Source organism: Ornithinicoccus sp. (genome assembly GCF_057176825.1).
In genome coordinates this window covers 3081586-3093825 of sequence record NZ_CM169976.1, presented here as the reverse complement: position 1 = coordinate 3093825, position 12240 = coordinate 3081586, and the positions used below count along the sequence as shown (strand labels likewise).

Sequence of the window (12240 nt, the reverse complement as noted above, 5' to 3'; positions counted from 1 at the left end):
ACCCTGCACATCCGCTGTCATCCATGAGGTGAATCGACATGTCACAGACAGACCAGACCCACGCCCGGCCACGCCCGGCCACCTCCGACGTCATCGGCACCCTGATCCTTGGTGTCGTCGGTGCCGTGGCGACCGTGATGGGGCTCAACTACGGCTTCACCCAGGACAACGGCCAGGTCGGGCCCGGGTTCCTGCCCGTGCTGACGGGAGCCTTCATCGTCGTCGCGACGGTCCTGGAACTCGGCCGGATGTTCTTCGCCACCTCCTCCCCGATCGAGGGATCGTTCATGGAGGCGGTGGAGCACGTCGAGGACGAGGCCAAGCACGCGATCGCCGAGGCCCACGCCCCCGAGGACGCACCCGAGGGAGAGGAGTTGGACACCTTCGGGCGCACCCGCAGCCAGCAGCGCACCGCCATCGTGAAGATCTTCGCGATCATGCTGATCGCGCTGCTGCTCATCCCGGTGCTGGGCCTGCTGCTGTCCCTGGCGGCGATGACCTTCACGCTGCTGGTCTACGTGGAGCGCAAGTCCTGGTTGCCCTCGCTGCTGGCCACGGCCGGGGCGCTGGCGTTCCTCTACCTCATCTTCGTCCAGGGGCTGCGGGTGCCGCTGCCCACGGGCATGCTCGGAATCATCTAAGGGGGCGCGACGATGCTGGACAATCTGCAACTCGGCTTCGAGACGGCGATCACGCCCGAGAACCTGCTGTTCTGCCTGCTCGGCGTGGTCCTCGGCACGGTCATCGGGGTGCTGCCCGGGCTGGGCTCGGCCACCGGTGTGGCCATCCTGCTCCCGGTGACGCTGACCCTCGACCCGATCGCCGCGCTCATCATGCTCGCGGGTATCTACTACGGCAGCCAGTACGGTGCCTCCACCAGCTCCATCCTGATCTCCACACCCGGTGACTCATCGAGTGTGGTGCTGACCCTCGACGGCTATCAGATGGCCCGCAAGGGCAGAGCCGGGGCGGCCCTGGCGATCTCGGCAATCTCCTCGTTCGTGGCCGCCATCCTCTCCCTCATCGGGCTGATCGCGCTCGCCCAGCCGATCGCCGACTGGGCGCTGAACTTCGGACCGCCGGAGAACCTGGCGATCATCCTGCTCGGCCTGGCGACCATCGTCTCCTTCGCCGGGGAGAACGTGTTGCGCGGCATCATGATGGCCGCCGTCGGACTGTTGATCTCGATGGTGGGTGTGGCGGCCGGCTTCTCGACCGCCCGGTTCACCTTCGGCAGCATCAACCTGCTCGGTGGCCTGGAGTTCGTCGCCGTGATGATCGGCATCTTCGCCGTCGGCGAGGTGCTGCACCAGATCCGCCGCGGTGGCGAGTCCCCGATCCGCGCCGGGTTCCGGGACCTCCTGGTGACCAAGACCGAGTTGCGACGGTCGACGGCGCCCGCGCTGCGCGGCACCGGTCTGGGCTTCGTCGTCGGCGTGCTCCCCGGAGCGGGTGCGACCCTGGCCACGTTCATGTCCTACGGCGTGGAGAAGCAGGTCAGCAAGTACAAGGACGAGATCGGCAGCGGAGCACCGGAAGGTGTCGCGGGGCCCGAGGCGAGCAACAACGCCGCGGCGAACGCGAGCTTCATCCCGACCCTGGCGCTGGGTATCCCCGGCAGCGGCACGACGGCCATCCTGCTGGGTGCCTTCGTGATGTTCGGGCTGCAGCCCGGCCCGTTGCTGTTCGAGCAGCAGCCCGACCTGGTCTGGGGCCTGCTGGTGTCCTTCTTCATCGGCAACCTGATCCTGTTGGCGCTGAACCTGCCGCTGGCGCCGGTCTTCGCCCAGATCCTGCGGATCCCCTACAGCTACCTCTACCCGATGGTGCTGTTCATCAGCGTGGTCGGCGCGTTCGCGCTGGGCAACAACACGTTCACGATCTGGGTCGTGTTCGTGGCCGGACTGCTGGGCTTCTTCATGAAGCAGTTCAACTTCCCGGCCGCGCCGCTCGTCCTCGGCCTGGTGCTGGGGCCGTTGCTGGAGCGGGCCCTCGTGCAGACCTCGGCGATGGGTGCGGGCAACATGCTGATCGTGTTCGAGCGGCCGCTGTCCGGAGTGCTCATGGTCGCCGCCATCCTGGCGCTGTCCGCCCCGCTGATCAGCTCGCTGATCCGGCGCTTCCGCAAGGGCAAGGGCAAGGCCAAGGTCGACGCCTGAACCGACCGCAGGAGCCCCACCGGCGCCTTGTAGTCTCACGGGCGGGCGGCCACGGCTGCACCCGCCCGGCTCCACGGCATACGGAAAGGTCCCTCCCATGGCTCACCAGTGGCGCGGCGTGATCGCCGAGTACGCCGACCGCCTCCCGGCGAACACCCGGGAGCAGGTCGTCACGCTCCGCGAGGGCGGCACGCCGCTAATCCCGGCCGAGCACCTCTCGGAGCTGGTCGGGGCCCAGGTGCACCTGAAGTACGAGGGGCTCAACCCGACGGGATCGTTCAAGGACCGGGGGATGACCACGGCGATCTCCGCGGCCGCGGCGGCGGGGGCCAAGGCGGTGATCTGCGCGTCGACCGGCAACACGAGCGCGTCGGCGGCCGCCTATGCCACCAAGGCCGGTATGACGTGTGGCGTGCTGGTCCCGGACGGCAAGATCGCGATGGGCAAGCTCTCGCAGGCGATCGCACACGGGGCGACCCTGCTGCAGGTCGACGGCAACTTCGACGACTGCCTGACGCTGGCGCGCAAGCTGTCCGAGGCCTACCCGGTCGAGCTGGTGAACTCGGTGAACCCCGCCCGGATCGAGGGGCAGAAGACCGCGGCCTTCGAGGTCGTCGACGCGCTCGGCGACGCCCCGGACATCCACTGCCTGCCGGTCGGCAACGCGGGCAACATCACCGCCTACTGGCGCGGCTACGGCCAGTACACGACCGACGCCGAGCAGCCCGGGCCGGCGACGCGGCGGCCGCGGATGTGGGGGTTCCAGGCCGCCGGCGCGGCCCCCATAGTGCTGGGCCACCCGGTGGACGAGCCGGAGACCGTCGCCACCGCGATCCGGATCGGCAACCCGGCGAGCTGGGAGTTCGCGGAGGCCGCCCGCGATGAGTCCGGAGGCGTGATCGACAGCGTCACCGACGAGGAGATCCTCGCCGCGCACCGGCTGCTCTCCTCCCGGGAGGGTGTCTTCGTCGAGCCGGCCTCCGCCGCCTCGGTCGCCGGGCTACTCAAGGCCTCGGATGCCGGGCAGGTGCCCGACGGGGCCACCATCGTGTGCACCGTCACCGGGCACGGACTGAAGGACCCGCAGTGGGCGCTGAAGAACGCCGACGGCTCCGACGTCGAGCCCACGCGGGTGCCCATCGACGCGGTCACCGCCGCCCGGGCGCTGGGCCTGACGGAGTGAGCGGCGCCCCGTTCGCCGCCGGGGACGCGGTCACCGTCACCGTCCCGGCGAGCACCGCCAACCTGGGCCCCGGCTTCGACTCGGTCGGGTTGGGCCTGGACCTGCGCGACACGTATGCCGTGCGCGTCACCGAGACCCCGGGGCTGGAGGTCGACCTGCAGGGCGAGGGTGCCCAGCGCCTGCCCCGCGACGAGAACTCGTTGCTGGCCCGGGCGCTGCGGATCGCGCTGGAGGCCAGTGGCCACGGCTGGCTGGAGGAGCTCGGCGGGCACGGTCTGGGCCTGCACCTGACCTACGGCTGCCAGATCCCGATGTCGGCCGGGCTCGGCTCGTCCGCCGCGGCCGGGGTGGGGGGCCTGGCGCTGGGCTTCGCGCTGGCCCGCCAGGGCGAGCTCACCCCGGAGGACCTGAACCTCATCAACATCCACGCCGGGCTGCTGGAGGGACACCCCGACAACTCCTCGGCCAGCGTCTACGGCGGGCTGACGGTGTCGTGGATGCCGACCCCGCAGACGGTGCGGACCGCCCGGCTGCAGGTGCACGAGGACATCGCCCCGCTGGTCATCGTCCCGGTCGGGGGCAAGCTGGCCACCCGCACCGCCCGCGCCGTGCTGCCCCCGCAGGTGCCGCACGGCGACGCGGTCCGGCAGGCCAGCCGGTCGGCGCTGCTCGTGCACGCCCTGACCAGCGACCCCACCCTGCTGCTGGACGCGACGGTGGACTGGCTGCACCAGGAGTACCGCCGGGAGGCGTACCCGACCTCGATGGCCGCGGTCGACCTGCTGCGGGCCCAGGGCCACGCGGCGGTCATCTCCGGCGCCGGGCCCACCGTGCTGGTGCTGACCCGCCGCGCCGTGGCCGACACGGTCCGCGCCGAGGTGAAGTCGTGGGGCAAGGAGTGGCGGCTGCTCAGCCCCGGTGTGGCTGCCGACGGGGTGCGGGTGATCTGAGCCGGGGCGGCAGCTACCCCTGCCCGATGTCCTCGGCCCACACGGCCGGGAACTCGCGCTGGAACCGCTCCATCAGCGCCACGCACTGCGGGTCGTCCAGCAGCACCACCTCGACGCCGCGCCCGCGCAGCAGGTCGAACTCGCCGGGGAAGGTGCGGTCCTCGCCCACGACGACCAGTGGGATCCCGAACTGGATGATCGCCCCCGAGCACATCGCGCACGGCGCCAGCGTCGTGTAGAGGACCGCGTCGCGGTATGAGGCCTGCCGCCCGGCGTTGCGCAGGCAGGCGATCTCGCCGTGGGCGATGGGGTCGCCGTGCTGCACCCGCTCGTTGTGCCCGGTCCCGACCAGTCGGCCCGCGATCTCGAGCGCCGCACCGATCGGCACGCCGCCCTCGGCCAGCGACGCCTCGGCCTGGGCCCGGGCGGCGGCGAAGCCCTCCTCGGTCCAGCGTGACACCGCGATCAGTCCCCGGTGGGCGAGGCGCCGAGGTCGGCGAGCATCGACTCGATCCGGTCCATCTCGATGCGCTGGTCGGAGTCGATGTGGGAGACCAGCTGCCACAGCTCGGGCTCCTGGCCGCCGCCGTCGTCGTGCAGCTGCTCCACCATCTGCAGCGCCCCGTCGTGGTGGTAGTGCATGAACTCCAGGAACAACCGGTCGAACTCGGCGCCGTCGGCGGCCTCCAGTTGCGCCATCTCCTCGTCGGTCAGCAACCCCGGCATCGCGTGCTCCTCGTGCCCGGAGCCGTGGTCCCCGTGCCCGCCGTGGCCGGCCCCGTTGTCGTCATCCGCGTCCTCGGCATGGACCGCCAACCACCGCTCCATCTGCGCGATCTCGTCGGCCTGGGTCACCTCGATCCGCTCGGCAAACAGTGGCACGTCGTCCCGGGAGGTCCGGTCCGGGACCAGCGCGGTCATCTCCAGCGCCTGGGCGTGGTGCACCATCATCATCTGCACGAACTCCACGTCGGCGTCCGTGGCCTCGATGGCGGTCATCTCGGGCATCGCGGTCAGCGTCTGGTTCGCCTCGCCGGGGGCGGCGCCCTGGATCAGCCGGGTCGAGGTCGAGGCGGTGGGGTCCGGCGACGTCTCCGCCCCGCCGGAGCACCCGGCGAGGGCGAGGGAGAGGACCAGCAACGGTCCGAGCGGGGCCGTGCGGTTCACCGATTCATCCCTTTCGGTAACGGCATCTTCAAGAATGCGCGGATCACCTTGTCCGCCTCTGCCGACGATTCTAGTGTGCAAGAGAATGCCACGGGCGGTGAGGATTTCATCCGGGCGCCCGCGGACGGTCGTATTCGGCGGGGTCGGCGGAGTCACCGGCGGCCCTCGATCAGGAGGCCCCGATGGTGCATCTCGCTCGTTCACGTTCCCGAGGCGGGAGGCGCCGGACCCGGCGTTCCCTGGCGGTCACGGCAGCCGTCGGCCTGGTGCTGGGGTTGCTCCCCGCCCTGGCCACCGCCCAGGGCCAGTACCCGGATCCCGAGGACCCCAGGGCCGGGCTCGAGGCCGGGTACGAGGACGCCGAGACCGCGGCGTCCGGCATGGAGTGGGTGGCGCACCACAAGAAGTCGGACACCCCCTTCTTCGACCCGGGCAACCTCGGCTCGTTCGCCTTCGCCAACTCCGACGCGACGTTCACCGGTGACCACTACGTCCAGGGCAACTGGCGCGGCTTCCAGCTCTTCGACATCAGCGACCCGACGAGCCCGTCGCTGCGCACCTCCGTGCTGTGCCCGGGCGGTCAGGGCGACACCAACATCTACGGCAACCTGCTCTTCCACTCGGTGGAGGAGACCAGCGGCCGGCTCGACTGCGGCACCGAGGGTGCCGGGCCCGCGAACGTGCCCAACCCGGACCGGTTCCGCGGCGTGCGGATCTGGGACATCTCCGACATGGACAACCCGGTCCAGGTCGCGGCCATCCAGACCTGCCGCGGCTCGCACACCCACCGGCTGGTGGAGGACGCCAACGACCCCGTCGACGGTCTACATCTACAACAGCGGCACCTCCAGCCAGCGACACCCCGACGAGGCGGTGCACACCCCCGAGGGCTTCGTCGACGGCCGCTGCGGGCAGACCGACCCCGAGGGTGAGAACCCCTCGCAGTGGATGATCGAGGTCATCAAGGTGCCGCTGGACAACCCGGCCGCGGCCGAGGTGGTCAACGAGGCACGCCTGTTCGCAGGACGAGGAGACCGGTGCGGTCAACGGCCTGCAGAACGGCCCGACCCGGCCCACGCACCCGTGCGCCGACACCAACGAGTGCGCCCCGGCGGGCACCAACTACTCGCCGCAGCCCGAACACCAACACCTGCCACGACATCACCGCCTACCCCGAGATCGGTCTCGCGGCCGGCGCCTGCCAGGGCAACGGCATACTCATCGACATCTCCGACCCCGCGGACCCGGTCCGGCTCGACGCGGTCGCCGACGAGAACTTCGCCTACTGGCACTCGGCGAACTTCAACAACGACGGTGAGCACGGTGATGTTCACCGACGAGTGGGGCGGCGGCACCGGCGCGCGCTGCGCCCCGCACCACCGCCTGGCCTGGGGCGCCAACGCGGTCTTCACCATCGACCGCAGCGGCCCGACACCGCAGCTGGTGTTCCAGGAGCTACTTCAAGATGCCCGCCCCGCAGACCAACGCCGAGAACTGCGTCGCCCACCAGGGCAACCTGCTCCCGGTGCCCGGTCGTGACATCGTCGTGCAGGCCTGGTACCAGGGCGGCGTGTCGGTGTTCGACATGACCGACCCGGCGGACCCGACCGAGATCGCCTTCTTCGACCAGCGGGCCGATCGACCCCGTGACCACGGTGCTCGGTGGCTACTGGTCGGCCTACTGGTACAACGGCAAGGTCTACGGCTCGGAGATCGCCCGCGGCGTCGACGTGTTCGAGCTGACCCCGACCGACCAGCTCAGCGAGAACGAGATCGCCGCCGCCAAGGAGGTCGTGCTCACCGAGCACAACGCGATGGCGATGCGCAGCTACCAGTGGGAGCCCAGCTTCGCCGTGGCCGGGTCGTTCGTCGACCAGGCCGAGCGGGCCGGGACCCTCGAGGGTCGTCCGTTGATGCAGGTCCGCCAGCACCTGGACCAGGCCGAGCGCCTGGCCGGCGGCCCGGCGAACAACAGGGCCGTCATCGCCCAGTTGGACAACGCGCTGCGCAAGGCGGGCGACGCTGACCCTGGGGTCACCCAGGCGATCGAGGAGTTGCGCGCCACCTTCCTGTGAGCGGCGCTCATAGGCCGGATGGCAGGCTCAGCCCGTGCTGGGCCACGGCGGCACGGACCCGATCCCGGACGTCGGGATCGGCGAGCGCGGCGTGGTCGGTCGGCAGGCCTGGCGCGGGCAGCCGCTCGGCAAGCCAGGCCAGCACCCCGGCCTGGTCCAGCAGCGGCAGCACCTCCCCGTCGGCGCCGAGCACGCCGTGCACCGAGTCGTACAGCTGCGCCCCCGCCACTGGTGCCCTCGGGCTCCCCGGAACCTCGCCCTCGGGCAGGCGGCACGGCATACCGTCGGGCAGAGGGATCCGCCGGTAGTTGGGCTCGGTCGCGTCCAGCGCGGCCAGCTGCGCGCCGTCGAACCAGCACACGGCGACCGGGGTGCTCGTCCGGGCGCACCGGGCCGGGGCCGCCGCGATGTAGCCGCGGGCGCTCACGTGGGCCGAGTGCCCGACGACGAGCTCCTCGACCACGGCCGGGGCGATCGGTATGCCGCGTGCCAGGTGGTCTGCGAGCTTGCGTCCCAGGACCTCGGGTGAGGCGTTGGAGCCGACGGCGACGACCGGGGTCCGCCCCGCCTGGTCCAGGTCCGGGGGCAGCGGCACCGGCTCCAGCCCACGGGGCCCGATCACCCCGCTGCGGACCGGTCCGGCCCACGGGTAGCCGGCGGCGGGGAGGTCGGCGGGAGATTGTCCTCGTTTCGGGGACATCGCAGGTCAGGCCATGTCTTCTTGCTGCAGCTCCACCCGGTTGCCGTGCCCGTCGCGGGTGTGGAAGCGACGCACCCCGGGGATGTTGTCGTCCCAGGTGACCGGGTGCCCGGCCGCCGCCACGGCCGAGGCCAGCGCGTCCAGGTCCGCGACCGCGAAGGCCGGGTGCGCTTTGCCGGCAGCGGAGAAGGGCTCCTCGACGCCGAGGTGCAGCTCCAGTCCCTCCTGGCGGAACCAGACGCCGCCGCGGGCCGCGAGCCGCTCCGGCTTCGGGACCTCCGTCAGGCCGAGGACCGTGCCATAGAAGGCCCGCGCGGCGTCCTCCCCGCCGGCCGGGATCGAGACCTGGACGTGGTGCAGGCGCATGGTGCCTCCTCGTGGTGTCTTGACGTCAAGATACCAGCGGGGCGGTGCCAGGTCGGTCAGTCTCAGTCGCGGTCGACCTTGATGACCTCGCCGGAGACGACGTCGACGTAGACCTCGACGTCGTCCTCGTCGTCGGTGTCGATCGTCACCTCCCAGGCGAAGGTGCCGTCCTCCTCGTCGAGCTCGATGTCGTCCAGGACCCCATCGACCTCGGCCAGGGCGGTGGTGGCGGCGTCAAGCATGGTGATCTGCGCGGCGTCCAGCGCGTTGCGGTCGTCGTCGTCCAGGTCGTCGTCCTCGGTGTCGATCACCTGGCCCTCGCGGCTCACGGTGACCTCGACGCTGCGGTTGTCGACCGCGACGTCGATCTCCCAGGACCCGTCGTCGTCCACGTCGTCGATCTCGTATGCCGTGCCGCCGGCCTCGTCCTCGGCGAGGGCGATCAGGGCCTCCAGCAGCGCCAGCTGCTCGTCGGCCGAGCCCCCACCCTCGGCGCCGCCGGTGCCAGCGGCTTCGTCGTCGGTCGCGCCTGCGTCGTCCGTGCCGGCCGCGTCGTCGCTCGTGGTGTCGTCGGCGCCGTCGTCGGTCGCGCCTGCGTCGTCGGTGGCGTCGTCCTCGGCGCTGGTCTCCTCATCCTCCTGGGTGGGGCCGGCGGGGGCGCTCACCCCGGGGGAGGTGTCGGTGTCATCGCTGCTGCTGCCGCAGGCGGCGAGGGACAGGGCGAGCAATCCGGTCAGGGCGGCGGTGGTGATGCGTGAAGTCCTCATGCATCCAGTGTGACCAGCACAAACGCCGCCTGCCAAACCGAAAGGGCCTTTCTGAATGAAGTCTCATGGACCTTTCAACGTGGTCTCATCGCGCGTGCGGGATCCGGCCCGCCGCCCGACCTCCCCAGCGTGCGGTGTGCGGCCGGCTATCGGCCGAGGCCGGCGTCGCGGGCCCGCGCAATCGCCTCCGCCCGGCCGCCGGTGTGGAGCTTGGCGTAGATCGAGGAGACGGTGTTGCGCACCGTCTTGCCAGAGACATACAGCTCCGCCGCGATCGCGTCGTTGGTGCGCCCTGCCGCGAGCCGGTCCAGCACCGTGCGCTCCCGGTCCGTCAACTCCGGGAACGGGACCTGCTCCGGTTTCGTCGACCCGCCCAGTTGGGTGAAGAGCTGGGCCACCCGGGCGGCGAGCGAGGCGCCGAAGACCATCCCGCCCGTGGCCGCCGCGCGCACCGCGTGCTCCACCTCGGCAGCGCCGGCGCCCTTGAGCAGGTAGCCGCTGGCGCCGGCCCGCACCGCGGCCAGGATGGTGTCGTCGTCCTCGGTCATGGTCAGCATCACCACCCGGACACCGGGGTGGCGCCCGGTGACGAAGCGGGTGGCCTCGATCCCGTCCAGCCGCGGCATCTGGATGTCCATGATGACCACGTCGGGCAGGGTCTGCGCCACCAGCGTCACCGCTTCCTGGCCATCGGCAGCGGCGCCAGCCACCTCGATCCCTTCGAGCGCACCCAGCAACGCGACCAGTCCCTCCCGCACGATCCGGTGGTCATCGACCACGACAACCCGCGTCATCGGTCCTCCAGGGGCAGGACGGCCCGCACCAGGGTGCCGCCGTCGGGTGGGCAGGAGATCTCGGCGTGGCCACTGAGCTCGGCGGCGCGTTCGTGCAGCGACAGCAGCCCGACACCGGTCTCGGCGTCGGGCGGCACGCCCACGCCGTCGTCGCGCACGCTGAGCACGAGGTTCCCACCGTCCACGGCCAGGTCCACCTCGCACCGGGTCGCTCGCGCGTGCCGGGTCACGTTGGTGAGGGCTTCGCCCACGATCCGGTATGCCGCCACCTCCACGGCCGCGGGCAGCTCGCCCAGGTGGGTGGCGGAGACGGTGGTCCGCGGCCCGCCCGGGGAGGAGGAGACCTGATCGGCCTGTTGCCGCAGGGCACCGACCAGGCCCCGGTCATCGAGCGCGGGGGGCCGCAGCTCGTGCACGAGCCGGCGCACGTCGGCCACCACGTCCTGCACGTGGGTGGCGGTGGTGCGGAGCTGGTCCTTCGCCTGCTCGGGGTCGCGGTCCAGCATCAGCCGGGCGGACTCCAGCTGGAGCACGACGCCACCGAGGGCAGGGCCGAGGCCGTCGTGCAGGTCGCGACGGATCCGCCGCCGCTCCTCCTCCCGGGCCAGGACCAGGCGTTCCCTGCTGGTCTGCAGCTCCTGGGCGAGTCGGCTGCTGCGGGCGGCCGTGGCGGCCTGCCGGACGAGGTCGCCGAGCAGCTCCTCGTCCCGCCGCGACAGCCGGCTGCGCAGACCGCGCGCGGGGAGCACGAGGCGGCCCACCGGCTCGCCGCGGTAGGAGATCGGCAGCGCCCTGGTCTCTGCCGGCCGGCGCCCCCAGGAGGCGACGAGCCGCTCGCCCGCGGCCCGGTTGACCTCGACGCTGACGAACGACACCCGGAACGCCTGCGCGACCGCGCGCGCCACCGCCGCCAACTGGTCGCCACCCTCCCGCGTGGACTCCAGCGTGGCTGCCAGTCCCGACACCGCGTCGTACCGGTCGGTCCCGAGCACGAGGCGCCGCACCCAGGTCGCCAGCCGGTGCCGCAGCGGCGCGTAGACCAGCGCGCTGAGCAACAGGACCGCGACCACGACCTGGCGCTGGTCGAGGCGCTCGCCGAGCACGGTCGTCAGCAGCCACAGGCCCGCGAGGTCGACCGCCAGCACGATGGCACCGAGCCCGGCCAGCAGCAGGGTCCGGCCGAGCAGGTCCTCGATCGAGACGAGGCCGGGGTCGACGATGCCGATGGTGAGCGCGGCCGCCGGCAGCGCCATGACGAGGAACACGGCCAGGTCCTGCAGGGTGCGCACCTGGACGAGGTAGGTGACCGCCAGGAGGATCGCCATCGCCAGCACCGACCAGAGCAGCCACCGCATCCGCTTGCGCTCCAGCCCTGCGGAGCGGCGGTAGCGCACGACGACCGTCGTCATCGCAACCAGCAGCCCGGCGACCGAGGCGAGCACGGTGGCCGGCTGGGCCAGGTCCGCCACGGATGGGGGCAGCACGGCACCGAGATCGACGTCGACACCGGGCGGCAGACTCACCTGCGGCAGGTTCCGCGCGGGGGCGAGGAGGACCACGACCCCGGCGAGCAGCATCGCCAGGGTCGCCGCCCGGCAGACCGCGCGCCACGGGCCCGGCAGGAACCGACCCGTGGGGAAGAGCATGAGCAGGAGCGCGACCGTCAGCGGCAAGAACGCGCCCACCCGGTTGAGGATCCAGAGCGCGAGGTTGACCAGCGGGAGGGCGTCGTCAGGACGTATGCCGTGGCGCACCCAGGACTGCGCCAACCCGTCGAGCGCCCAGAAGCAGCCGAGCCAGGCCAGCGCCCAGCCGAAGCCCTGGCGAGGGTCACGCACCAGGATCGTGGTCGCCAGCGTGACGAGCAGCGGGCCGAGCAGGGCGTAGGGCCAGCCCCAGCCCGGGGCCAGACGGGCACCCGGGCCGGAGGCGTCGGTGGCCAGGTCGATCCCGACCGTGACCGCCAGGATCGCCGCCGTGGCGACGCCCAGGACTCCCATGACGACCAGCACGGGGCCGGCCGCGGCCCGCTGGGCCTTGGCCGGCCCCGCGGGGAGGTCGGTGAGCACGTGGCTACTC

The 12240-nt window shown here is 71.8% G+C and carries 14 protein-coding genes; 7 read left to right on the top strand and 7 right to left on the bottom strand.

Annotation, left to right across the window (positions count from 1 at the left end):
* The first annotated feature begins 38 nt into the window (after positions 1–38).
* From AC1QRC_RS15410 to AC1QRC_RS15395, 4 genes are all read left to right on the top strand, one after another.
* Complete coding sequence (locus AC1QRC_RS15410; RefSeq protein ID WP_484204146.1) at positions 39–641, top strand: tripartite tricarboxylate transporter TctB family protein; 603 nt, start codon at positions 39–41, stop codon at positions 639–641.
* A 12-nt stretch (positions 642–653) separates the two neighbouring features.
* A complete protein-coding gene (locus AC1QRC_RS15405; protein ID WP_484204145.1) occupies positions 654–2159 on the top strand; it encodes a tripartite tricarboxylate transporter permease in 1506 nt (501 codons plus the stop codon).
* 97 nt (positions 2160–2256) lie between these two features.
* Positions 2257–3342, top strand: coding sequence for a threonine synthase (gene thrC, locus AC1QRC_RS15400; RefSeq protein WP_484204144.1), 1086 nt, complete (start codon positions 2257–2259; stop codon positions 3340–3342).
* A complete protein-coding gene (locus AC1QRC_RS15395) occupies positions 3339–4292 on the top strand; it encodes a homoserine kinase (protein ID WP_484204143.1) in 954 nt (317 codons plus the stop codon). The genes thrC and AC1QRC_RS15395 overlap by 4 nt, the downstream gene beginning before the upstream one ends.
* 13 nt (positions 4293–4305) lie before the next feature.
* Here the strand turns inward: AC1QRC_RS15395 and AC1QRC_RS15390 are convergent, their stop codons facing one another.
* Positions 4306–4758 carry a nucleoside deaminase gene (locus AC1QRC_RS15390; RefSeq protein WP_484206662.1) on the bottom strand — a complete coding sequence of 151 codons (453 nt, stop codon included), beginning with the start codon at positions 4756–4758 and terminating at the stop codon, positions 4306–4308.
* A complete protein-coding gene (locus tag AC1QRC_RS15385; protein ID WP_484204142.1) occupies positions 4758–5459 on the bottom strand; it encodes a DUF305 domain-containing protein in 702 nt (233 codons plus the stop codon). Before AC1QRC_RS15385 ends, AC1QRC_RS15390 begins: the two co-directional genes overlap by 1 nt.
* A 266-nt stretch (positions 5460–5725) precedes the next feature.
* On the opposite strand from AC1QRC_RS15385, the gene AC1QRC_RS15380 reads away from it, so the two are divergent.
* The 3 genes from AC1QRC_RS15380 (at position 5726) to AC1QRC_RS15370 (ending at position 7534) form a co-directional block, all read left to right on the top strand.
* The gene (locus tag AC1QRC_RS15380; RefSeq protein ID WP_484204141.1) at positions 5726–6391 is read left to right on the top strand and encodes a hypothetical protein; all 666 of its coding nucleotides are present in this window, start codon (positions 5726–5728) and stop codon (positions 6389–6391) included.
* A gap of 382 nt (positions 6392–6773) precedes the next feature.
* Entirely contained in the window at positions 6774–6998 is a 225-nt protein-coding gene (locus AC1QRC_RS15375; RefSeq protein WP_484204140.1) for a hypothetical protein, read from the top strand.
* A 107-nt stretch (positions 6999–7105) separates the two neighbouring features.
* Positions 7106–7534 (top strand): hypothetical protein, encoded by a 429-nt coding sequence (locus tag AC1QRC_RS15370; protein ID WP_484204139.1) that lies wholly within the window; start codon positions 7106–7108, stop codon positions 7532–7534.
* A gap of 7 nt (positions 7535–7541) precedes the next feature.
* Here the strand turns inward: AC1QRC_RS15370 and AC1QRC_RS15365 are convergent, their stop codons facing one another.
* The 5 genes from AC1QRC_RS15365 to AC1QRC_RS15345 all read right to left on the bottom strand — a co-directional run bounded on the left by AC1QRC_RS15365 (position 7542) and on the right by AC1QRC_RS15345 (position 12230).
* On the bottom strand, positions 7542–8129 hold the full coding sequence (locus AC1QRC_RS15365; RefSeq protein ID WP_484204138.1) for a hypothetical protein: 588 nt from the start codon (positions 8127–8129) through the stop codon (positions 7542–7544).
* Positions 8130–8240: 111 nt separating this feature from the next.
* Positions 8241–8600 (bottom strand): VOC family protein, encoded by a 360-nt coding sequence (locus tag AC1QRC_RS15360; RefSeq protein ID WP_484204137.1) that lies wholly within the window; start codon positions 8598–8600, stop codon positions 8241–8243.
* A 62-nt stretch (positions 8601–8662) separates the two neighbouring features.
* A complete protein-coding gene (locus tag AC1QRC_RS15355) occupies positions 8663–9367 on the bottom strand; it encodes a PepSY domain-containing protein (protein ID WP_484204136.1) in 705 nt (234 codons plus the stop codon).
* A gap of 146 nt (positions 9368–9513) precedes the next feature.
* Complete coding sequence (locus tag AC1QRC_RS15350) at positions 9514–10161, bottom strand: response regulator (RefSeq protein ID WP_484204135.1); 648 nt, start codon at positions 10159–10161, stop codon at positions 9514–9516.
* Positions 10158–12230 carry a histidine kinase gene (locus AC1QRC_RS15345; protein WP_484204134.1) on the bottom strand — a complete coding sequence of 691 codons (2073 nt, stop codon included), beginning with the start codon at positions 12228–12230 and terminating at the stop codon, positions 10158–10160. Before AC1QRC_RS15345 ends, AC1QRC_RS15350 begins: the two co-directional genes overlap by 4 nt.
* Positions 12231–12240 lie beyond the last annotated feature (10 nt).

Excerpts from the sequence above, each read along its gene's own strand:
- AC1QRC_RS15410 (WP_484204146.1), top strand. The coding sequence starts at position 39 with ATGTCACAGACAGACCAGACCCACGCCCGGCCACGCCCGGCCACCTCC.
- AC1QRC_RS15405 (WP_484204145.1), top strand. The coding sequence starts at position 654 with ATGCTGGACAATCTGCAACTCGGCTTCGAGACGGCGATCACGCCCGAG.
- thrC (WP_484204144.1), top strand. The coding sequence starts at position 2,257 with ATGGCTCACCAGTGGCGCGGCGTGATCGCCGAGTACGCCGACCGCCTC.
- AC1QRC_RS15360 (WP_484204137.1), bottom strand. The coding sequence starts at position 8,600 with ATGCGCCTGCACCACGTCCAGGTCTCGATCCCGGCCGGCGGGGAGGAC.
- AC1QRC_RS15355 (WP_484204136.1), bottom strand. The coding sequence starts at position 9,367 with ATGAGGACTTCACGCATCACCACCGCCGCCCTGACCGGATTGCTCGCC.
- AC1QRC_RS15350 (WP_484204135.1), bottom strand. The coding sequence starts at position 10,161 with ATGACGCGGGTTGTCGTGGTCGATGACCACCGGATCGTGCGGGAGGGA.